The sequence below is a fragment of the Mycolicibacterium vulneris genome, assembly GCF_002104765.1.
Classification (GTDB): Bacteria; Actinomycetota; Actinomycetes; order Mycobacteriales; family Mycobacteriaceae; genus Mycobacterium; species Mycobacterium vulneris.
The window spans coordinates 160,650-181,586 of the sequence record NZ_NCXM01000008.1; the positions used below are offsets into that span (position 1 = coordinate 160,650).

General features: G+C 67.7%; 17 protein-coding genes, 2 pseudogenes and 2 riboswitches. Of the genes and pseudogenes, 10 read left to right on the forward strand and 9 right to left on the reverse strand.

The features are described from left to right. The first annotated feature begins 37 nt into the window (after positions 1-37). The 5 genes and pseudogenes from B8W69_RS10080 to B8W69_RS32215 all read left to right on the forward strand — a co-directional run. On the forward strand, positions 38-457 hold the full coding sequence (locus B8W69_RS10080; protein ID WP_085289683.1) for a BlaI/MecI/CopY family transcriptional regulator: 420 nt from the start codon (positions 38-40) through the stop codon (positions 455-457). A 14-nt stretch (positions 458-471) separates the two neighbouring features. After that, positions 472-1,422 (forward strand): M56 family metallopeptidase, encoded by a 951-nt coding sequence (locus B8W69_RS10085; RefSeq protein WP_085289684.1) that lies wholly within the window; start codon positions 472-474, stop codon positions 1,420-1,422. A 100-nt stretch (positions 1,423-1,522) separates the two neighbouring features. Then, positions 1,523-2,992 (forward strand): NADP-dependent phosphogluconate dehydrogenase, encoded by a 1,470-nt coding sequence (gnd, locus tag B8W69_RS10090; RefSeq protein WP_085289685.1) that lies wholly within the window; start codon positions 1,523-1,525, stop codon positions 2,990-2,992. A gap of 53 nt (positions 2,993-3,045) precedes the next feature. Then, the gene (locus B8W69_RS10095; RefSeq protein ID WP_085289686.1) at positions 3,046-4,482 is read left to right on the forward strand and encodes a GuaB1 family IMP dehydrogenase-related protein; all 1,437 of its coding nucleotides are present in this window, start codon (positions 3,046-3,048) and stop codon (positions 4,480-4,482) included. A 12-nt stretch (positions 4,483-4,494) separates the two neighbouring features. Beyond that, positions 4,495-4,578 (forward strand): annotated as a pseudogene (locus B8W69_RS32215) (acyl carrier protein); the annotation flags it as partial. Between the two features lie 29 nt (positions 4,579-4,607). On the opposite strand, the gene B8W69_RS10100 reads toward B8W69_RS32215, so the two are convergent. Continuing rightward, a complete protein-coding gene (locus B8W69_RS10100; protein WP_085289687.1) occupies positions 4,608-5,234 on the reverse strand; it encodes a GNAT family N-acetyltransferase in 627 nt (208 codons plus the stop codon). Positions 5,235-5,554: 320 nt separating this feature from the next. Between B8W69_RS10100 and B8W69_RS10105 the strand changes: the two genes are divergently transcribed. The 5 genes and pseudogenes from B8W69_RS10105 to B8W69_RS10125 form a co-directional block, all read left to right on the forward strand. Beyond that, positions 5,555-6,925 carry a hemolysin family protein gene (locus B8W69_RS10105; RefSeq protein ID WP_085289688.1) on the forward strand — a complete coding sequence of 457 codons (1,371 nt, stop codon included), beginning with the start codon at positions 5,555-5,557 and terminating at the stop codon, positions 6,923-6,925. Beyond that, the gene (locus B8W69_RS10110) at positions 6,922-7,962 is read left to right on the forward strand and encodes a hemolysin family protein (RefSeq protein ID WP_085289689.1); all 1,041 of its coding nucleotides are present in this window, start codon (positions 6,922-6,924) and stop codon (positions 7,960-7,962) included. The genes B8W69_RS10105 and B8W69_RS10110 overlap by 4 nt, the downstream gene beginning before the upstream one ends. 282 nt (positions 7,963-8,244) lie before the next feature. Then, positions 8,245-10,449: a malate synthase G gene (locus tag B8W69_RS10115; RefSeq protein ID WP_085289690.1), complete on the forward strand. Its 2,205-nt coding sequence runs from the start codon at positions 8,245-8,247 to the stop codon at positions 10,447-10,449. Positions 10,450-10,549: 100 nt separating this feature from the next. Beyond that, positions 10,550-12,673, forward strand: coding sequence for a substrate-binding domain-containing protein (locus B8W69_RS10120; protein ID WP_085289691.1), 2,124 nt, complete (start codon positions 10,550-10,552; stop codon positions 12,671-12,673). Between the two features lie 8 nt (positions 12,674-12,681). Beyond that, positions 12,682-12,960 (forward strand): annotated as a pseudogene (locus B8W69_RS10125) (TetR/AcrR family transcriptional regulator); the annotation flags it as partial. 19 nt (positions 12,961-12,979) lie between these two features. On the opposite strand, the gene gcvP reads toward B8W69_RS10125, so the two are convergent. From gcvP to B8W69_RS10165, 8 genes are all read right to left on the reverse strand, one after another. Further along, on the reverse strand, positions 12,980-15,811 hold the full coding sequence (gene gcvP / locus B8W69_RS10130; RefSeq protein ID WP_085289692.1) for an aminomethyl-transferring glycine dehydrogenase: 2,832 nt from the start codon (positions 15,809-15,811) through the stop codon (positions 12,980-12,982). 52 nt (positions 15,812-15,863) lie between these two features. Continuing rightward, positions 15,864-15,989, reverse strand: a riboswitch (glycine riboswitch). Continuing rightward, positions 15,990-16,087: riboswitch (glycine riboswitch) on the reverse strand. A 52-nt stretch (positions 16,088-16,139) separates the two neighbouring features. Then, the gene (locus tag B8W69_RS10135) at positions 16,140-16,769 is read right to left on the reverse strand and encodes a MerR family transcriptional regulator (protein WP_064881076.1); all 630 of its coding nucleotides are present in this window, start codon (positions 16,767-16,769) and stop codon (positions 16,140-16,142) included. A gap of 300 nt (positions 16,770-17,069) precedes the next feature. Next, positions 17,070-17,564, reverse strand: coding sequence for a bifunctional nuclease family protein (locus B8W69_RS10140; RefSeq protein ID WP_003876509.1), 495 nt, complete (start codon positions 17,562-17,564; stop codon positions 17,070-17,072). A 116-nt stretch (positions 17,565-17,680) separates the two neighbouring features. Next, positions 17,681-18,433, reverse strand: coding sequence for a transcriptional regulator FtsR (ftsR, locus tag B8W69_RS10145; RefSeq protein WP_085289693.1), 753 nt, complete (start codon positions 18,431-18,433; stop codon positions 17,681-17,683). Next, on the reverse strand, positions 18,433-18,894 hold the full coding sequence (garA, locus tag B8W69_RS10150; RefSeq protein WP_007771376.1) for a glycogen accumulation regulator GarA: 462 nt from the start codon (positions 18,892-18,894) through the stop codon (positions 18,433-18,435). Before garA ends, ftsR begins: the two co-directional genes overlap by 1 nt. A 294-nt stretch (positions 18,895-19,188) precedes the next feature. Beyond that, the gene (gene gcvH / locus B8W69_RS10155) at positions 19,189-19,587 is read right to left on the reverse strand and encodes a glycine cleavage system protein GcvH (RefSeq protein ID WP_064881083.1); all 399 of its coding nucleotides are present in this window, start codon (positions 19,585-19,587) and stop codon (positions 19,189-19,191) included. Positions 19,588-19,615: 28 nt separating this feature from the next. Then, positions 19,616-20,380 (reverse strand): DUF881 domain-containing protein, encoded by a 765-nt coding sequence (locus tag B8W69_RS10160; RefSeq protein WP_085289732.1) that lies wholly within the window; start codon positions 20,378-20,380, stop codon positions 19,616-19,618. A 188-nt stretch (positions 20,381-20,568) separates the two neighbouring features. After that, positions 20,569-20,901 carry a small basic family protein gene (locus tag B8W69_RS10165; protein ID WP_007170008.1) on the reverse strand — a complete coding sequence of 111 codons (333 nt, stop codon included), beginning with the start codon at positions 20,899-20,901 and terminating at the stop codon, positions 20,569-20,571. Positions 20,902-20,937 lie beyond the last annotated feature (36 nt).

Consider the following 20,937-nt stretch of genomic DNA (forward strand, 5'->3'; position numbering starts at 1 on the left):
AGTACGCTTGATTCGACGCTCAGGAGATGAACGAACTATGGCCAAACTGACTCGGCTGGGGGACCTGGAACGGGCCGTCATGGACCATCTGTGGTCCACGCCCGAGCCTCAGACCGTTCGCCAAGTCCATGAGGCGTTGTCGGCGCAGCGTGACCTCGCCTACACCACGATCATGACCGTGCTGCAACGGCTGGCCAAGAAGAACCTGGTCTCCCAGATCCGCGACGACCGGGCGCACCGGTACGCACCGGTGCACGGTCGCGACGAGCTGGTCGCCGGACTCATGGTGGACGCGCTGGCCCAGGCTGAGGATTCCGGCGACCGTCAGGCCGCGCTGGTGCACTTCGTCGAACGCGTCGGCGCCGACGAGGCAGAGGCGCTGCGGCGCGCACTCGCCGAACTGGAAGCCAATCAACGCAATAACTCGCCATCTGCTGGCGCAGCACCGGAGGGCTGAGGGACACTAACTGTGTGTCCGCGCTGGCTTTCATCATTCTCGCGGTGCTACTGACCGGCCCGGTGCCGGCTATGTTGGCACGCGGGCGCTGGCCGCTGCGCGCTCCCCGCGCCGCTATGGTGCTCTGGCAAGCCGTCGCGCTGGCCGCGGTGCTGTCGGCGTTCAGCGCCGGTATCGCGATCGCCACCCGATTGCTGATGCCCGGCCGCGACGGGCGCCCCACGACCAGCATCGTCGGCGCCGCCGATCGCCTCGGCTGGCCGCTGTGGACGGTCTACATCAGTGTTTTTGCCCTGACCGTGCTGGTCGGCGCCCGGTTAATGGTCGCGGTGATCCGAGTGGCCATTGCCAACCGGAAAAGACGGGCACACCACCGCATGGTGGTCGACCTGGTCGGGGTCGGCCACGGCGCGGCGCTGTCCCAGCCCTGCGCCCGCACGCGCGATCTCCGCGTGCTCGACGTGCCGCAACCGCTCGCCTACTGCCTGCCCGGCGTGCGCAGCCGGGTGGTGGTCAGCGAGGGAACGCTGACCACGCTCGCCGACGCCGAGGTCGAGGCGATCCTCACCCACGAGCGCGCCCACCTGCGGGCGCGGCACGACTTGGTGCTGGAGGCCTTCACCGCGGTGCACGCGGCCTTCCCGCGGTTGGTCCGCAGTGCCAACGCGCTCGGCGCGGTCCAGCTTCTGGTCGAATTGCTCGCCGACGACGCGGCGGTCCGCGCCGCGGGTCGCGCTCCCCTGGCCCGGGCGCTGGTCGCGTGCGCATCGGGGCGGGCTCCGTCGGGCGCGCTCGCGGCAGGCGGCCCCAGCACGGTGGTCAGAGTGCGCCGGCTGGGGGGACGCGGCAACAGCCCGCTGCTGTCGGCGGCCGCATACCTGGCCGCGGCGGCGGTGTTCGTGGCGCCCACCGTCGCGCTGGCCGTCCCGTGGCTCACCGAGCTGGAACGCTTGTTCAACCTCTGACGCAGCCGAGGGCCGATCACCCCGGGCGCCCAACTGTTCGCTGTGCCACAGTGTCACCGAAAGCTTTTCGGAAAAGTTCTCCAAATTGAGAGGCGAAAACATGAGTTCGTCGGATGCCCATTCCAGTTCCACGACCGGCACCGCACAGATCGGCGTCACGGGCCTGGCCGTCATGGGCTCGAACCTCGCCCGCAACTTCGCCCACCACGGCTACACCGTGGCGCTGCACAACCGCTCGATCGCCAAAACCGATGCGCTGCTCAAAGAGCACGGCGACGAGGGCAACTTTGTCCGCTCCGAGACGATCGAAGAATTTCTGGACGCGCTGGAGAAACCTCGCCGGGTGATCATCATGGTCAAGGCGGGCGACCCCACCGACGCCGTCATCAACGAGCTCGCCGACGCCATGGAATCCGGCGACATCATCATCGACGGCGGCAACGCGCTCTACACCGACACCATCCGCCGCGAGAAGGCGATCCGCGAGCGCGGCCTGCACTTCGTCGGCGCGGGCATCTCCGGCGGTGAGGAGGGAGCGCTCAACGGCCCGTCGATCATGCCGGGCGGCCCGGCCGAGTCGTACAAATCGCTGGGCCCGCTGCTCGAGGAGATCTCCGCACACGTCGACGGCGTGCCGTGCTGCACCCATATCGGCCCCGACGGCGCCGGTCACTTCGTCAAGATGGTGCACAACGGCATCGAGTACTCCGACATGCAGCTGATCGGCGAGGCCTACCAGTTGTTGCGCGACGGCCTGGGCAAGACCGCTCCCGAGATCGCCGACGTGTTCGCCGAGTGGAACTCCGGCGACCTGGACAGCTTCCTGATCGAGATCACCGCGCAGGTGCTGCGCCAGACCGACGCCAAGACGGGCAAGCCGCTGGTCGACCTCATCCTCGACGAGGCCGAGCAGAAGGGCACGGGGCGCTGGACCGTGAAGTCGGCGCTCGATCTGGGTGTGCCGGTGACAGGTATCGCCGAGGCCGTGTTCGCCCGCGCGCTGTCCGGTTCGGTCGCACAGCGCAAGGCCACCACCGGGCTGGCCTCCGGTCAGCTGGGCGAGAAGCCAAGTGACGCAACCCAGTTCATCGACGACGTGAGCAAGGCGCTGTACGCCTCGAAGATCATCGCCTACGCGCAGGGCTTCAATCAGATCCAGGCGGGCAGCGCCGAGTACGACTGGGGCATCACGCCCGGCGACATGGCGACGATCTGGCGCGGCGGTTGCATCATCCGGGCGAAGTTCCTCAACCGGATCAAGGAGGCGTTCGACGAGAATCCCGACTTGCCGACCCTGATCGTCGCGCCCTACTTCCGCAGTGCCATCGAGGAATCCATCGACAGCTGGCGTCGCGTCGTGGTGAAGGCCACCGAACTCGGCATCCCGATCCCCGGCTTCGCCTCCGCGCTGTCCTATTACGACGCGCTGCGCACCGAGCGGCTGCCGGCGGCGCTCACCCAGGGCTTGCGGGACTTCTTCGGCGCGCACACCTACGGGCGCATCGATGACGACCCGGACAAGCGCTTCCACACACTGTGGAGCGGAGACCGCTCCGAAGTGCCCGCGTAGCCGGGTGACACCAGAGGGCGTGGAAGGGGGCTTGAGTTGGTGGGGCGACTGCGATGAGGTTTCTCGACGGGCATAGACCCGCATACGACCTAACGTACAACGACGTGTTCGTGATGCCGAACCGCTCGGAGGTCGCGTCGCGGTTTGACGTCGACCTGTCCACCGGTGACGGCTCGGGCACCACGATCCCGGTGGTCGTCGCCAACATGACCGCGGTGGCGGGCCGACGGATGGCCGAAACCGTCGCGCGCCGTGGCGGACTCGTCATCTTGCCGCAGGATCTGCCGATCACCGCGGTGCAGCAGACGGTCGAGTTCGTCAAGAGTCGCGACCTCGTTCTGGACACCCCGGTGGTGCTCGGGCCCGACGACTCGGTGTCCGACGCCACGGCCCTGATCCACAAGCGCGCGCACGGTGTCGCGGTGGTCGCCTTCGAGGGCCGTCCCCGGGGCCTGGTGAGCGAATCGTCGTGCCTGGGGGTGGATCGCTTCACCCGCGTGCGCGACGTCGCGATAACCGACTTCGTCACCGCCCCGGTGGGAACCGAGCCGCGCAAGGTCTTCGACCTGCTCGAGCAGTCGTCCATCGGTGTCGCGGTCGTGACAAACGCCGACGGCACGCTGGCCGGCGTGCTGACCCGCACCGGCGCCATCCGCGCGGGCCTCTACACCCCGGCCGTCGACGCGCGGGGCCGGCTGCGGATAGGCGCGGCCATCGGCATCAACGGGGACGTCGGGGACAAGGCGCGATCGCTGGTCGAGGCCGGCGTCGACCTGCTGGTCATCGATACGGCGCACGGACACCAGGTCAAGACGATCGAGGCGATCCGGACGGTCGCGGCGCTGCAGCTGGGCGTGCCGCTGGCGGCGGGCAACGTCGTCTCGGCGGAGGGCACCCGCGACCTGCTCGGCGCCGGGGCGAACATCGTCAAGGTGGGCGTCGGACCGGGCGCGATGTGCACCACCCGGATGATGACCGGCGTCGGCCGCCCGCAATTCTCCGCTGTCGTCGAATGTTCATCGGCAGCAAGGGAATTGGGCGGACATGTGTGGGCCGACGGCGGCGTCCGGCATCCTCGGGACGTGGCGCTGGCGCTGGCCGCCGGGGCGTCCAACGTGATGATCGGGTCGTGGTTCGCCGGCACGTACGAGTCGCCCGGCGACCTGATGCGCGACCGCGAGGAGCAGCCGTACAAAGAGAGCTACGGCATGGCCTCCAAACGGGCGGTGGTCGCGCGCAGCGGGGCGGACACCGCATTCGATCGGGCCCGCAAGGCGCTGTTCGAGGAAGGCATTTCGACGTCCCGGATGGGGCTGGATCCGGCCCGCGGCGGTGTCGAGGATCTGCTCGACCACATCACCTCGGGCGTGCGCAGCACCTGCACCTATGTCGGCGCGGCCAACCTGGCGCAGCTGTACGACCGGGTCGTGGTCGGCGTGCAGTCGACCGCCGGCTTCGCCGAGGGGCATCCGCTGCCGCAGGGCTGGTGACACGCGCCGGCTGGGCATCCCCTGTCCGAAGAGGAGCTGTTGAACTGCGACACGGTCGGCGACCTACAGGCCGCGATCGCCGCGAAACCTCGCGATAGTGAACTGGCCGCCGGGATGGCGCCCGACTACAGCGGCTCCGAATCCGTGATCGGCGCCTCCAGCGCGTAGAGCGCCATGCGCCGGTTCGTCGTGTCGTACTCGCCGAGGAACTTGCATCCGGCGTACTCGCACAGCCGGCGCGCGGTGGTGTTGCGGTGATCGGGGTCGAACATGATCCGCCGGCACCGCGGCTCCGCCGAGAAGACGCTGGCCACGATCCGGGGCAACAGCATCGGGCCCAGGCCGCGGTTCACCAGGTTCAGGTCGGCGATGGCGGCGTGCAGCCCCAGGTCGTAGGGCTCGGCGTCATAATAGCGGGATATCAGATCCTTTGCGCCCCAATAGAGTTCGAGGTAGGCGCGAGGTATGCCTCGCAAGCTGCCGAGCAACGGCAGCGAATACGTCCCGTCCAGCTGGGCGCTCAGGTGCTGGCGCCACCGGGTCGCCGGCCAGTCGTATTCCCACGCCTGCGCCAAATGCGGGCGGTTCATCCACTCGGTCACCATGTCCGCGTCCTCGAGCTGCGCCACGCGCATGCCGAACGGCGGATCGAGGCTGGGAACCGGTGGGCGGGGAATGCACGCCACCTCGTCGGGAATGTCGAAGCGTTCGCGCGGGAGGACCTGAATGGACGGCGTCTGAGCGTCGGGCATAGTGCGCAGAGCGTACCTGAGTAAGGTTAGCCATACTTTAGTTGGCCCGGGTCGGCGGCCGAATTCGAACGAGCGACCCCGTAGCCGGGGTTGGGCGGCGCCGTGCGGCCGCGGCCCGGGCTAGCATATGACAGCAAAGACGGACGCAACCGCGGCCGTCAGCCTCCAGGCAGCGAAAGGATCGACGTGCCGCAGGCACCCGTGCCAGCCATCGGCTTGCGGGCGCACGGGCCGTCAGCCGAATCGCCCGATGCGGAGCCTCCTTCCGCGCCGTCTCCGCTCATCAAGCCTGACCTCTCGGCCGGCCGGCGGCGTCGTTCATGAACGTCACCGTCACCGTGATCAGCGTTGTGGCGATCGCGGTGCTCATCTTCGGCAACGCCGTCTTTGTCGCCGCCGAGTTCTCGCTGACCACCCTGGACCGCAGTGCGGTCGAGGCCAACGCGCGTGGCGGCGGACGCCGCGATCGCTGGATCCGTTACGCGCACCACCGGCTGTCGTTTCAGCTGTCGGGCGCGCAGCTGGGTATCTCGATCACCACGCTGGCGGCCGGTTACCTGACCGATCCGATGGTGGAGGACTTGCCGCACCCGTGGCTGGATGCGATCGGCATACCCGACAAGGTCGGCGACGCAATCATGGCCTTCCTGGTGCTGGTGATCGTGACGTCGGTGTCGATGGTGTTCGGCGAGCTGGTTCCCAAGTACCTGGCGGTGGCGCGTCCGCTGTCGGCGGCCCGCGCCGTCGTGGGGGCCCAGCTGTTGTTCTCGCTGCTGCTGACCCCGGCGATCCGGCTGACCAACGGAGCGGCGAACTGGATCGTGCGCCGGCTCGGCGTCGAACCGGCCGAAGAGCTGCGCTCGGCACGGTCCCCGCAGGAGCTGTTGTCGCTGGTGCGTTCGTCGGCGCGCAGCGGTTCCCTGGACGCCGCGACGGCGGCCCTGGTGCGGCGCTCGTTGCAGTTCGGAGCCTTGAGCGCCGAGGAGCTGATGACGCCACGGTCCAAGATCGTGGCACTGCAGACCGATGACACGGTCGCCGACCTGGTGACCGCGGCCGCCGAGTCCGGCTTCTCCCGCTTCCCGATCGTCGACGGCGACCTCGACGAGACGGTCGGCATCGTGCACGTCAAGCAGGTGTTCGCCATCCCGCGGACCGAACGCGCCCGCACGCGGCTGATCACGGTGGCCCAACCGGTTCCGAAGGTGCCGTCAACCCTGGACGGCGACGCGGTGATGGCCGAGATCCGGGCCAACAACCTGCAAACCGCGCTGGTCGTCGACGAATACGGCGGCACCGCCGGGATGGTGACCGTCGAGGACCTGATCGAGGAAATCGTCGGCGACGTCCGCGACGAGCACGACGACGCGACTCCGGACGTGGTGCCCGCCGGCTCCGGCTGGCGGGTCTCGGGCCTGCTGCGCATCGACGAGGTGGCCGCCGCCACCGGCTTTCGGGCGCCCGAGGGCCCCTACGAGACCATCGGCGGGCTGGTGCTGCGCGAGATCGGTCACATCCCGGTGGCCGGCGACACGGTCAAGCTGCCCGCGCTGGACGCCGACGGCCTGCTGGACGCGGTGACGCGTTGGCAGGCCACGGTGATCCGGATGGATGGGCGCCGGATCGACCTGCTCGAGCTGATCGAACTGAGCAGTGCCGGTGATGTCCCCGCGACCGGGGCGCACCGATGAGCGACACCATGGGCCTGCTGGTGGCCTGCCTGTTGATCGGGGTGAACGCGTTCTTCGTCGGGGCGGAGTTCTCGCTGATCTCGGCGCGGCGCGACCGCCTCGAGGCGCTGGCCGAACAGGGGAAGGCGGCCGCGGTCACGGTCATCCGCGCCGGGGAGCAGCTGCCGGCCATGCTGGCGGGTGCCCAGTTGGGCGTCACGGCCGCGTCCCTGCTGCTCGGGCGGATCGGCGAGTCGGCCGTGTCCAATCTGCTGCGAACAGCGTTGGGGCTCACCGGAATTCACGCGACGCTGCTGCACACGTTGTCGTTCGCGATCGCGCTGGCCATCGTGGTGACGCTGCACGTGCTACTGGGCGAGATGGTGCCGAAGAACATCGCGCTGGCCGGACCGGAACGCACCGCGATGCTGCTCGTCCCGCCGTACCTGGCCTACGTGCGGGCCGCCCGGCCGTTCATCGTGTTCTACAACAAGTGCGCCAACCTGGTGGTGCGCGCGTTCGGCGTCGAACCCAAGGACGAGCTGGAGATCACAGTCTCCCCCGTCGAGCTCAACGAGATGATCGCCGAATCGGAGTCCGAGGGCTTGCTGGACCGCGAGGAACGCACCCGACTCACCCGGGCGCTGCAAATTCGCCACCGCGTGGTCGGTGACGTGGCGGTGCCCCTCGCCGGCGTGCACGCGATACCGGTCGCGGCGGCGGGCTCGGGCCCCACGGTCGGGGCGGTCGAGCAGGCCCTGGTCCAGACCGGATACTCGCGGTTCCCGGTGGCCAGCGTCGACGGCGCCTTCCTCGGATATCTGCACATCAAGGACGTGCTGACGCTCGGCGATGATCCGCAGACGGTGATCGATCTGGCCAGGGTGCGCCCGCTGCCGCGGCTGTCCCGGTCGCTGCCGCTGGCCGACGCCCTGTCCCGGATGCGCCGCAGTAACAGCCATTTGGCGTTGGTGACCGACGAAAGCGGGGCGGTGGTGGCCATGGTGGCCATGGAAGACCTGGTTGAAGACCTTGTCGGCACCATGCGCGACGCGTAACGGCACTGGCCGGCCGGGACGACTACGCGCAGCCCGTATGATCTTTGGCGGCTACCAGTTAAGAAAGTGCTGGAGGGCGAAGGACCGTTGGCACGCGGAACATGCGTTGCTGGAAACAGTTCCCGGTGCTCGCCGCAGCGTCGTTCTTGGAGCTGTCAGCGTGGCCTGACCTGCACCTGCCGGGTCGGGCGAATAACGCTGATCAGGCTGCGCTCGGTAGGCTGATGACATTGCCAATCCGGTCCGATGATGTTCCGGTGCGGCCCATGACGGAGGAGAATCATGACTGATCGCGTGTCGGCGGGGAACTTGCGCGTCGCCCGAGTGCTCTACGACTTCGTGAACAACGAGGCCTTGCCCGGCACCGACATCGACCCGGACAGCTTCTGGGCGGGCGTCGACAAGGTGGTCACCGACCTCACCCCCAAGAACCAGGACCTGCTGCGCCGGCGCGACGACCTGCAGGCCCAGATCGACAAGTGGCACCGGAGCCGCGTCATCGCGCCGCTCGACATCGACGAGTACCGCCAGTTCCTCACCGAAATCGGCTATCTGCTGCCCGAACCCGAGGACTTCACCATCACCACCTCCGGGGTGGACGACGAGATCACCACGACCGCCGGCCCGCAGCTGGTGGTGCCGGTGCTCAACGCGCGGTTCGCGCTCAACGCCGCCAACGCCCGGTGGGGCTCGCTGTACGACGCCCTGTACGGCACCGACGTCATCCCCGAGAGTGACGGCGCCGAGAAGGGCACCAGCTACAACAAGGTGCGCGGCGACAAGGTCATCGCCTACGCGCGCAAATTTCTGGACGAGGCCGTGCCGCTGGAATCCGGGTCGTGGGCCGACGCGACGGGCCTGTCCGTCGACGACGGACAGCTCAAGGTCGCGACCGCCGACGGCTCCGTCGGCCTGGCCGACCCGGAGAAGTTCGCCGGCTACACCGGCGAGCTCGGCTCCCCCAACTGGTCGGTGTTGCTGGTCAACCACGGCCTGCACATCGAGATCCTGATCGACCCGGAATCGCCGATCGGCAAGACCGATTCCGCGGGCATCAAGGACGTCGTCCTGGAATCGGCGATCACCACGATCATGGACTTCGAGGACTCGGTGGCCGCCGTCGACGCCGACGACAAGGTGCTCGGGTACCGCAACTGGCTCGGGCTGAACAAGGGCGATCTGTCCGAAGACGTCAAGAAGGACGGCAAGACCTTCACCCGGGTGCTCAACGAGGACCGCACCTACACCACACCCGACGGCGAGGGCGAACTGGTTCTGCCCGGCCGCAGCCTGCTGTTCGTCCGCAACGTCGGCCACCTGATGACCAACGATGCGATCGTGTGGAGCGAAGGCGACGAAGAAAAAGAGGTGTTCGAGGGCATCATGGATGCGCTGTTCACCGGCCTGACCGCGATCCACGGGCTCAAGACCGGTGACGCGAACGGCCCGCTGGCGAACAGCCGCACCGGGTCCATCTACATCGTCAAGCCCAAGATGCACGGACCAGACGAGGTCGCCTACACCTGCGAGCTGTTCAGCCGCGTCGAAGACGTCCTCGGCCTGCCCCAGGGCACCCTCAAGGTCGGCATCATGGACGAGGAGCGGCGCACCACTGTCAACCTCAAGGCCTGCATCAAGGCCGCGGCCGACCGGGTCGTGTTCATCAACACCGGCTTCCTGGACCGGACCGGCGACGAGATCCACACCTCAATGGAGGCCGGGCCGATGATCCGCAAGGGTGCGATGAAGAGCACTGCGTGGATCAAGGCCTACGAGGACGCCAACGTCGACATCGGCCTGGCGGCCGGCTTCAAGGGCAAGGCCCAGATCGGTAAGGGCATGTGGGCGATGACCGAGCTGATGGCCGACATGGTGGAGCAGAAAATCAATCAGCCGAAGGCGGGTGCGACCACCGCCTGGGTGCCCTCGCCGACGGCGGCCACCCTGCACGCGATGCACTACCACTACGTCGACGTGGGCGCCGTGCAGGAGGAGCTGGCCGGCAAGAAGCGCACCAAGATCGAGGAGTTGCTGACCATCCCGCTGGCCAAGGAGCTGGCCTGGGCTCCCGAGGAGATCCGCGAAGAGGTCGACAACAACTGCCAGTCCATCCTGGGCTACGTGGTGCGCTGGGTCGAGCAGGGCGTCGGCTGCTCGAAGGTGCCCGACATCCACGACGTGGCGCTGATGGAAGACCGTGCCACGCTGAGGATCTCGAGCCAGCTGCTGGCCAACTGGCTGCGCCACGGCGTGATCACCGAGGAGGACGTGCGGGCCAGCCTGGAGCGGATGGCCCCGCTGGTCGACGAGCAGAACGCCAAGGACGCGGCATACCTGCCGATGGCGCCGAACTTCGACGACAGCATCGCCTTCCTCGCCGCGCAGGATTTGATCCTGACCGGAACGCAGCAGCCCAACGGTTACACCGAGCCGATCCTGCATCGCCGTCGGCGTGAGGCCAAGGCACACGCTGCGCAGTCGAATTGAGCCTGCGCTCAAATCGGGTTCGAACGTGTAATAGTGCCGGCGATGACTAAAATCGGCGCCGAGTTAACGATGGATCGACGGAAAGGCCGCGGGCACTGCTATGGGTAGGCACAGTGCGCCCGACCCTGACGAGTTCCTCGACGAGCCGTCTCGACGTGACGTCGTCGACGAGCCAACTCAAGGTGATGAGGCGGGACGCCGCCACGGGGATGCCGGCGACGACAAGGAAGCCGACCTCTACTCGGACGAAGATGACTATCCCGGTGAGGGTGACCACTCGGACGAGGGTTACTACTCCGACGAACGTCGCCATCCCGACGACGGGCGATTCGCGGAGGACGACGAGGATCCCTACGCGGCCGAGGATTCGTTCGTAGACAGCACCGCCGACGACTACCCGGAGTTTCCGTCGCGGCAGACCGCCGCGCCGAGCCCGGAGCCACCGGCCCCGACGCCGTCGCTCTTCCGGGGCGGACATCGCGGGCTCGCCGATCGGCTGGGCGGTCACCGCAGCGAGGGCGGCCGTCGCGGCGTGAGCATCGGCGTGATCGTGGCGCTGGTCGCGGTCGTCGTCGTGGTGGGATCGGTGATCCTGTGGAGCTTCTTCGGTGACGCGCTGTCCAAGCGATCGCACACCGCGGCGGGCCGCTGCTCGGGCGGCCAGGAGACGGTAGCCGTCGTCGCAGACCCGTCGATCGCCGATTCCGTTGCGCAATTGGCGGAAAGCTACAACAAATCCGCCGGGCCGATCGGTGACCACTGCATGGTGGTGAGCGTCAAGCCGGCCAACTCCGACGCCGTGGTCAACGGCTTCATCGGCAAGTGGCCCGCGGAACTGGGCGGTCAGCCTGCGCTGTGGATTCCAGGCAGCTCGATCTCGGCCGCGCGGCTCGCCGGGGCGACGGCCCAGAAGACCGTCACCGAGAGCCATTCGCTGGTCACCTCGCCGGTGGTGCTGGCCATCCGCCCCCAACTCGCTCCGGCCCTGTCCAACCAGAATTGGGCGGCGCTGCCCGGGCTGCAAACCAACCCGAATGCGTTGGCCGGGTTGAACTTACCCGCGTGGGGCTCGCTGCGCCTTTCGCTGCCGATGAACGGCAACGGGGACGCATCGTTTCTGGCCGGCGAGGCGGTGGCGGCGGCGGCGGTACCGCCCGGCGCGCCGGCGACGCAGGGCACCGGGGCGGTGCGCAGCCTGCTGAGCGCGCAACCCAAGCTGGCCGACAACTCACTCAACGAGGCGATGAACACGCTGCTGAAGCCCGGCGACCCCGCGACCGCGCCCGTGCACGCGGTCGTCACCACCGAGCAGCAGCTGTTCCAGCGCGGCCAATCGTCGCCGGACGCCAAGGACGCCTTGGGGTTCTGGCTGCCGCCCGGCTCTGCCGCGGTGGCCGACTACCCCACCGTGCTGCTCAGCGGTTCGTGGCTCAGTCACGAACAGGCGTCGGCGGCCAGCGAGTTCTCGCGCTTCATGCACAAGTCAGACCAGCTGGCCAAGTTTGCGAAGGCCGGCTTCCGCGTCAACGGGGTCAAGCCGCCCAGCAGTCCGGTCACGAATTTCCCGGCGCTGCCGGCCGCGCTGTCCGTGGGTGATGAGCCGATGCGGGCCACCCTCGCCGAGGCGATGGCGAGCCCGTCGAGCGGACAGGCCACGACCATCATGCTCGACCAGTCGATGCCCGGCCAGGAAGCCGGAAAAACGCGGCTGGCCAACGTCGTCGGGGCGCTGCAGGACAAGATCAAGGCGCTGCCCGGCACCGCGGTGGTCGGGCTGTGGACGTTCGACGGCCACGAGGGCCGCTCGGAGGTGGCGAGCGGGCCGCTGTCCGACGCGGTCAACGGCCAGCCGCGTTCGGCGGCACTGGCCGCCGCGCTGGACAAGCAGTACTCGTCGGGCGGTGGCGCGGTGTCCTTCACCACGCTGCGGATGCTCTACCAGGACATGCAAACCAATTACCATGCGGGACAAACGAATTCGATCCTGTTGATCACTGCGGGACCGCACACCGACCAGTCCTTGGACGGACCGGGCCTGCAGGACTTCATCCGTAAGAGTGCCGATCCGGCCAAACCCATCGCGGTGAACGTCATCGATTTCGGCGCGGACCCGGACCGGGCGACCTGGGAAGCCGTGGCTCAGCTCAGCGGGGGTGGCTATCAGAACCTCGCGACATCGGCGTCCCCCGATCTCGCGTCGGCGATCAACGCCTTCCTGAGCTGACGGCGCGAGCCGCCGGTGAACTATCCGCCTACCTGACCGATGAGAACCTGATCGCCATGACCCGGGGCTACATCGCGACGTGGCTACGCCGATGGCAGGAACGCGGCGAACTGTCCGCCGATCTCGACGCCGACGTGGTCGGCGAAATGATCGGACGGCCGATCATCTCGCTGATCAGGACGCCGAAGTCGGTCATCCCGATCTACAACCTGAACCAGGCTCGCGACTTCGCCCGCCGCTACCTGGTGCCGCTGGTGTTACCAGCCCCCGCGACAGCGCCCGGCTGAGGCTCGGCCCGCGCGACTGTCAGGCGAACGCCTCCACCGGCGGGCACGAGCAGACCAGATTGCGGTCGCCGTAGGCACCGTCGATGCGACGCACCGGCGGCCACACCTTGGGCCGGAACTCCTTTCCCAGCGGATAAGCGGCCCGCTCCCGCGTGTACGGATGGCCCCAATCGCTGACCACCAGGCATTCGGCCGTATGTGGTGCGCCCCGCAGCGGGTTGTCGTCGACGGTCCACTCCCCCGCGCCCACCCGGTCGATCTCGCCGCGGATGGCGATCATGGCGTCACAGAACGCGTCGACTTCGGTCAGGGTCTCGCTCTCGGTGGGTTCCACCATCAGCGTGCCGGCCACCGGGAAACTCATGGTAGGCGCGTGAAAACCGTAGTCCGCCAAGCGCTTTGCCACATCGTCGACCGTGACGCCGGTGGACTTGGTGATGCCACGCAGGTCCAGGATGCACTCGTGGGCGACCATGCCGTTCTCGCCGGTATAGAGCACCGGGAAGTACTCGTCAAGGCGCCGGGCGATGTAGTTGGCCGACGCGATCGCGGTCAGCGATGCCGCGCGCAGGCCGTCGGCGCCCATCATCCTGATGTAGGCCCAGCTGATCGGCAGGATCGAGGCCGACCCGTAGGGCGCCGCGGACACCGGATGCCCCTGCGGCAGTTCGGGGGCGTGCGGGTGCCCCGGCAGGAACGGCGCCAGATGCGAGCGCACCGCCACCGGCCCGACACCGGGTCCGCCGCCGCCGTGCGGGATGCAGAACGTCTTGTGCAGGTTCAGGTGGCTGACGTCGCCGCCGAACTTGCCCGGCCGCGCCAGACCGACCAGCGCGTTGAGATTGGCGCCGTCGACGTACACCTGGCCGCCGGCGTCGTGCACGGCCGCACAGATCTCGGCGATGTCGTGCTCGTAGACGCCGTGCGTGGACGGATAGGTGATCATCAGCGTCGACAGCCGGTCGCTGTGCTCGCCGACCTTGGCCCGCAGGTCATCCAGATCCACGTCGCCGTTGGTGTGGCAGGCGACCACGACCACCCGCATCCCGGCCAGCGCCGCCGATGCCGCGTTGGTGCCGTGCGCACTGGACGGGATGAGGCAGATGTCGCGGTGCGGTTCCCCGCAGCTGGCGTGGTAGTCGTGAATGGCCAGCAGGCCGGCGTACTCGCCCTGCGACCCGGCGTTGGGTTGCAGGGAGACAGCGTCGTAGCCGGTGATCTGCACCAGCCAGGTCTCCAGGTCGGCGATCAGACGCCGCAGCCCGGGGGTGTCCGACGCCGGCGCGAACGGGTGCTGGCGGGCGAACTCCGGCCAGGTGATGGGTTCCATCTCCGCGGCGGCGTTCAGCTTCATGGTGCACGAGCCCAGCGGAATCATGCTGCGGTCCAAAGCAATATCTTTGTCGGCCAGCGCGCGCAGGTAGCGCATCATCGCGGTCTCGGTGCGGTACTGGGTGAACGCGGGATGGGTGAGGAACTCCGAGGTGCGGGTGATGATGCCGGTACCCGCACCCGCCTGCCCGGTGGCGTGCAGTCCGAAGGCCTCGAGCACAGCGGCGACGTGCTCGTCGGTGGTGACCTCGTCGCAGGCCACCGACACGTGGTCGTCGTCGACCCGCCAGAGGTTGATGCCGTGCGCCTTGGCCGCGGCGATCACCTCGGCGGCGCGTCCAGGCACCCGGGCCAGCACGGTGTCGAAGTACGCGTCGTGCACCAACGCATCGCCGAGGCCGGCGGCGATCGCCTCGGCGTGACCGTGCACCCGGCGCGCGATCGCGGTCAGCCCCTCGGCGCCGTGGTAGCTGGCGTACATCGCCGCCATCACGGCCAGCAGCACCTGCGCGGTACAGATATTGCTGGTCGCCTTGTCGCGGCGGATGTGCTGCTCGCGCGTCTGCAACGCCAGCCGGTAGGCCGGCGTCCCGTCCGCGTCCAGCGACACACCCACCAGCCGGCCCGGCAGCTGACGCGCGTGGTTTGCATGCACCGCCAGGTAGCCGGCGTGCGGCCCTCCGAATCCCATTGGCACACCGAATCTTTGGGTGGTGCCGAAGGCGACGTCGGCGCCGATCTCACCGGGCGGCGTGATCAGCGTCATGGCGAGCAGGTCGGCGCCGACGGCAACCAGCGCGCCCCGGTCGTGCGCCTGCTCCACCAGGCCCGTCCAGTCGGTGACCCGACCACTGGCCCCGGGCAGCTGGGCGATGACGCCGAAGAAGTCGCCGTCCGGCAGCCCGTCACGCAGGTCGGCGGTGACGATCTCGATGCCCAGCGGCTTGGCCCGGGTGGCCAGAATGGCCGCGGTCTGGGTGAAGACGTCGGCATCCACGGCCAGGCGGTTGGCCTCCCCGCGCGCAGCGCGGTGCATCAACGTCATTGCCTCGGCCGCCGCGGTGCCCTCGTCAAGCATCGAGGCGTTGGCGACCTCGAGGCCGGTCAGGTCGGCGACCATGGTCTGGAAATTCAGTAGCGCCTCGAGCCGGCCCTGGCTGATCTCGGGCTGGTACGGCGTGTAGGCCGTGTACCAGGCCGGGTTCTCCAGGATGTTGCGCAGCAACACCGGCGGCGTGAGCGTGTCGTAGTAGCCCTGTCCGATCATGGACACGGCCACCGTGTTGGCATCCGCCAATGACCGCAGCTCAGAAAGCGCCTCGGTCTCGGTGGCGGGCGGCGGCAGCTGGTCGAGACCGGGCGCGGTGCCACCGGCGGTCAGTCGGTCCAGGATGCCGGCCGGAAGCGCCTTGGCGGCCAGTTCATCGAGCGAGTCGACGCCGATGACGGCGAGCATGGCCGCGACGGCCTGGCCGTCCGGGCCGATGTGCCGAGCCGCGAAAGTGAGTTGATCGGACACTGGAAACTCCTGAGTAGGCGGGCGAAGTCTTATCAAGGCAGAGGACTAACGGCCCTCTCCCTCTGTCTTCACCCATTCGCCGGGCGCCTGAGAGATTCGGCGCCCGATGCTGCCTGAGCGCCTTTCCCCATCGGCGGGCGCAGACCACGGGGGTCCTCACCGCTTTCCAGAGGCATCATGATTTCGCGCGGTCCGGGTGCCTGAGAGGTTGACGGAGAGGTGTTGCTCCTTCGGCGCCCGTGGCTGGCAGCCACGGAACTCTCCCGCTCGAATGCGATGCGCAGCCCAGTTTACTCGGCCCCTCTGGGCGGAGTCGCGGGCGCGCCGCTCAGCCGATCTTGCGGTCGCGGTGCTTGCGCCGGGACGCCAGCTCGTCCTCGGGCTCGGCGATCGACTCGCCGCCGTCGGCCCGCTCGCCGGGGAAGTCCGCGATGACGCCGGTCAGCTCGCGCATGGCGCCCGACACGGCGATGCCGAAGACGCCCTGCCCGCCCTGCAGCAGGTCGACGACCTCTTCGGCCGACGTGCACTCGTAAACGGTGGTGCCGTCGGAGAACAGGGTGATGTTGGCCAGGTCCTGGACACCGCGCTGACGCAGGTGATCGACCGCGACGCGGATGTTGTGCAACGAGATCCCGGTGTCCAGCAACCGCTTCACGATCTTGAGGACCAGGATGTCCTTGAACGAGTAGAGCCGCTGGCTGCCGGAGCCGGCCGCGCTGCGGATCGACGGGACCACCAGCGAGGTGCGTGCCCAGTAGTCCAGCTGCCGGTACGTGATGCCCGCGATCTGGCAGGCGCTCGGACCGCGGTAGCCGACCAGCTCGTCGGGCACGGAGTCGTCCGGGAAAAGCCCCGGCTGCACGGGTGCACTGGCTACGGTGACGGGACGGTCACTGGCCGCCGGGCTACCGCTGTCGGCTAAGTTGAGCTGCTCTTGGCGTGGCTGCTCGCTCACGGTGGTTCCTCTCCGCGATCGCGCTCTCGTCGTTAGCTGCGTCTAAGGCTGCATTGCGTTGCAGCCACGTTCGCTCAGGCCCGAGTGCTAGTAGAGCTTACGCTTTCTGATAGCCGCCGCGCCTGTAGTCGCGATCAAAGTATGGCCGCCGCGGGGCCAAGTGGGCGGGCTATCCGCCAGCGTGTCGACATCACGGTGTGGTTTGAGATTGATCCGTGATGTCGCCATCCAGGCTAAACCAGCGGACCCGCCGTTCCCAAGCGCTGGTGGTAGCGGGTTTGCGCTAGGCCACACGGCCCGCTAGGTGGCCTTGAAATCGTCCGGGGACACGCTGTCGAGAAATTCTTTGAACTTCTCCACCTCGTCCTCCCGGACGGCGGTGCCACCTTCCTCGTCGCTCTCGTCGGGAATCAGCAGGCCGGCCTGGGCAAGCACGGCTTCCTCGACGTAGATCGGAACGCCGACCCGCAGCGCGATCGCCACCGAGTCCGAGGGCCGTGCCGACACGGTGATGTTGCGGTCGAACACCAGGTCAGCGTAGAAAGTGCCCTCTTGCAGATCGACGATCCGCACCTCTTTCAGCGAATGCCCAAGCGCGGCAATGACATCCCTGATCAGATCGTGCGTCAACGGGCGCGGGGGCTCAACGCCTTGCTGCTCGAGGGCGATGGCGGCGGCCTCCGACTGACCGATCCAGATCGGGAGGTAACGGTCACCGTTGGTTTCGCGCAGTAACAGCACCGGCTGGTTCTGCGGCTGCTCTACGCGAATGCCGACAACACGAACTTCACCCATTGTGTCTGCCCTCCGCATTAGTGGCGCCGGTCTGGATTGGTACCCGCCAGTGGACGGCGAGGTCAAAAAAATCCGCCCTGCTGCCGAAAACCAAGCTGTCGACCGAAGTCTAGTCCTCAGCGATCCAGAACGTCGCGAACGGCGGATTTGATCAACGACGTGTGCAACGTGATCGCCAGCGCCGCGACTTCGCGCGCCAAATCGTCTGCGCGATCGCGCGCACCGGCCTTGCCGGCTTTCACTACCGGCCCGGCGATTTGGGCGATCAGGTCCGATTGGCGATCGGCGGCCGAACGGAAGGCGCGCAGATGCCGCGGCTCGACACCGTAATCGGACAGCGCCCGCGCGCACTGCAGGATGACGACGGCGTGCTCGTCGAAAAAACCGGCGGGCCCGGTGGTGATCACTCCGGCCTTGAGCAGCGAGACCAGCAGGTCGTCCCCCACGCTCGCGCGGTTGAGCAGTTCTTCGCGACTCAGCCGCACGTGGGTGGGAGCCACCGCCGACGTGTCGGAGCCCGCGTCCGCCCCGGCGGCTTCCCCCGTGCCGGCCACGGACACCAGGCGCGGGACGGAATACGGACCCTTGACGGGCGGCAGCTCACCGTCGGGCTGGGCGTCCAGCTGTGCCCTGATGACCTTCAGCGGCAGGTAGTGATCACGTTGCGCGGTAAGGATGAACCGCAACCGCGCGCAGTCATAGGCGGTGAACCTTCGATACCCCGACGCGGCCCGCTGCGGCGTCACCAGCCCTTCGGCCTCCAAGAAGCGGATCTTGGAGATGGTGACATCGGGGAAGTCCGGCCTCAGCAGTTCCAGGACCGCCCCAATCGACATCCCGGCCAGTGCCGAGCTATCGGGTGCGCTCACTAGCCTGAAGATCCTCCATCCTCACCCTGCTTGGGTCCGGTCAGAAACACCAAGCGGAACTTGCCGATCTGCACTTCGTCACCGTTGGCAAGCACCGCGGAGTCCACGGGCTCACGATTGACGTAAGTGCCGTTGAGACTACCAACGTCGACCACGCTGAATTCGTTGTTTTCCAACCTGAATTCGGCGTGCCGGCGGCTGACGGTCACGTCGTCGAGGAAGATGTCGCTGTCGGGGTGCCGACCGGCGGACGTGGTGGGCTGGTCCAGCAAAAACCGCGAGCCCGCATTCGGTCCACGCTTGACGACCAGCAACGCCGAGCCGGCGGGGAGCCCTTCGACTCCGGATACCGCGCTCTCGGTTCCCGCCTGCGCGGGAGCGTCCAGCTCGTTGAGGAAGTCGGCACGGAAGACAGAAGTCGTCTCTACCGTGACTTCGTCCGAATTCTGGTCGTTGTCCATGTCCGTCACGCGCTGCTCCTCACTGGCTGCTGTGGCGTTGTCTGTCCGGGCCGCTCGGCCGGCTTGTGCACCAGGCTTGTTTGCCCGATATGCCGTTTACTGCCGTTTCGTACGTTCAAGAGTCTTTCACGTGTCTTTCAGCGATCTTCGAGAGACTTCAAAGGTCGATGTGTCGACGGTACCGCGCACCGGCCTGCAATGCGCCCACCACCTGACGATCCGAAACCTCGATTTCCCCGCACCCTGGCTGCACCGCGCGCTGGCCGCGCGGGGCTGCAGGGACATTAGCAATCGTCATTCGGTGAGCGTTCCGCGGTAGGCCTCCGCGTCGAGCAGCGAAGAGATGGCCGACTCCAATTCGCCGACGTCGGATACCTGCACATCCAGCAACCAACCGCCTCCGTACGGGTCGGAGTTCACCAGTTGCGGACTGCCGTCCAGATCGCTGTTGACCGCAGACACTTTGCCTGACACCGGGGCGTAGAGGTCCGATACCGATTTCGTCGATTCGACCTCACCGAAGGATTCGCCCGCGGTCAGTTCGGTGCCCACGTCGGGCAGCTGAACGAAAACGACATCACCCAACGCCGACTGCGCAAAATCGGTGATGCCCACGCGCACGGTGTCATCCCCACTTCGGCGAACCCATTCGTGTTCGGCGGTGTAGCGCAGATCGGGCGGGATATCGCTCACGGGTGATCCTGTTCTGTTCGGGTGGTGCTCACTTGACGGGCTGAGCGTATTGGTGCGGTTTTGGTTGCCGCAAGGTGGTGATGTCCACTCGGTCCGCCTGCTGAACGGACATTCGCGCACCCACGCGCTTGACGGCGTCCTGCGCGCCGCCGGGAATGTTCATGGCCGCGGCCAGGGTGGGTGGATCGCCAACCGCCAGAATCGAATACGTCGGCGACAGGGTTTTGGAGTCGATGGTCAGCGACCCAGGCATACCCACCACCCAGGTGTCGACACCTACCCGCACCGATTGGTGTGCGTCGTTGACTTCGATCGCCTCGGCGCCGGCGGCGCGCAACTCGTTGATCACGTCGAGCATCGCCTCGGGCGACACCCCGGGTCCGGGGTCCTCGATCGTGATGGTGACGCCGGGGCCGGTGGCGCCGACCGCCCCGACCAGAATGGACAGCGCCGCCAGCCTGGACTGCGCGGATTGGATGGCGGCCTGGTCGTTGTTCCCGGACGCCTGCAGCGAATTCAGCGTGTTCTGTAGCTCGTTCACCTCGGTGTTGAGCGTGCCTTCGCGCTGTCGCAACGAATCCAGCAGCACCAAAAGGTCTGCGGGGCGGGCCGTCTCCAGCGCGTCACCCGATTCGGTCTGGCGAACCTGGGTGACGATCGCCAGGCCCAGCAGCAGGCACAGCATGGCGGCCAGCGTCCCGAACGCCATCCGGGACCGACCGCCGCGCATCATGCCGGACAGCCCGGTGCGGTGCAGCGGGCCGATTTCCGGGCGGGGGCTCTTCGCGGCCAGTTCGTGACGGCCGCGCGGTGCGCCCTGTTCCGGCGTCGCATCGGCCCCGGGGCGCCCGGGCCCGGTTGGCTCGTCACCACTTTGGCCGCCGGCGGTGCGGTCTTCCGGATCGTGGCTCACGTTGACCTCACGTGGGTCATGGCGCCGCTCCTCCTCATCGCTTCGCTCTGCATCGTCGCCGGCGCGCGTCACGCCCCGAACAGCCTGCGGCGCAGGGCGGCGGCATTGCCGAAGATGCGGATGCCCAGCACGACGATGATGGCCGTGGACAACTGCGTACCCACGCCCAACTGGTCGCCGACGTAAACGATCAGGGCGGCCACGAAGACGTTGAACACGAAGGAGATGACGAAGACCTTCGGATCGAAAATCCGCTCCAGGTATGCACGTAACCCGCCGAACACCGCATCCAGCGCCGCGACCACCGCGATCGGCAGATAGGGCTGGACGACTTCGGGCACCGCGGGGTGAAAAACCAGGCCGAGCACGATGCCGATCGCCAGTGCTGCGATACCGATCATGCCTGGTTTCCCGTCCGCGTCTCACACAGGGGAATG

Bases quoted from the DNA above. Each gene is read 5' to 3' on its own strand.
- B8W69_RS10100 (WP_085289687.1), bottom strand. From the start codon at position 5,234: ATGCCCGACGCTCAGACGCCGTCCATTCAGGTCCTCCCGCGCGAACGC.
- garA (WP_007771376.1), bottom strand. From the start codon at position 18,894: ATGGACAACGACCAGAATTCGGACGAAGTCACGGTAGAGACGACTTCT.
- B8W69_RS10080 (WP_085289683.1), top strand. From the start codon at position 38: ATGGCCAAACTGACTCGGCTGGGGGACCTGGAACGGGCCGTCATGGAC.
- B8W69_RS10105 (WP_085289688.1), top strand. From the start codon at position 5,555: ATGAACGTCACCGTCACCGTGATCAGCGTTGTGGCGATCGCGGTGCTC.
- B8W69_RS10165 (WP_007170008.1), bottom strand. From the start codon at position 20,901: ATGATCGGTATCGCAGCACTGGCGATCGGCATCGTGCTCGGCCTGGTT.
- B8W69_RS10110 (WP_085289689.1), top strand. From the start codon at position 6,922: ATGAGCGACACCATGGGCCTGCTGGTGGCCTGCCTGTTGATCGGGGTG.
- B8W69_RS10120 (WP_085289691.1), top strand. From the start codon at position 10,550: ATGGGTAGGCACAGTGCGCCCGACCCTGACGAGTTCCTCGACGAGCCG.
- B8W69_RS10115 (WP_085289690.1), top strand. From the start codon at position 8,245: ATGACTGATCGCGTGTCGGCGGGGAACTTGCGCGTCGCCCGAGTGCTC.
- B8W69_RS10095 (WP_085289686.1), top strand. From the start codon at position 3,046: ATGAGGTTTCTCGACGGGCATAGACCCGCATACGACCTAACGTACAAC.
- B8W69_RS10140 (WP_003876509.1), bottom strand. From the start codon at position 17,564: ATGGGTGAAGTTCGTGTTGTCGGCATTCGCGTAGAGCAGCCGCAGAAC.
- gnd (WP_085289685.1), top strand. From the start codon at position 1,523: ATGAGTTCGTCGGATGCCCATTCCAGTTCCACGACCGGCACCGCACAG.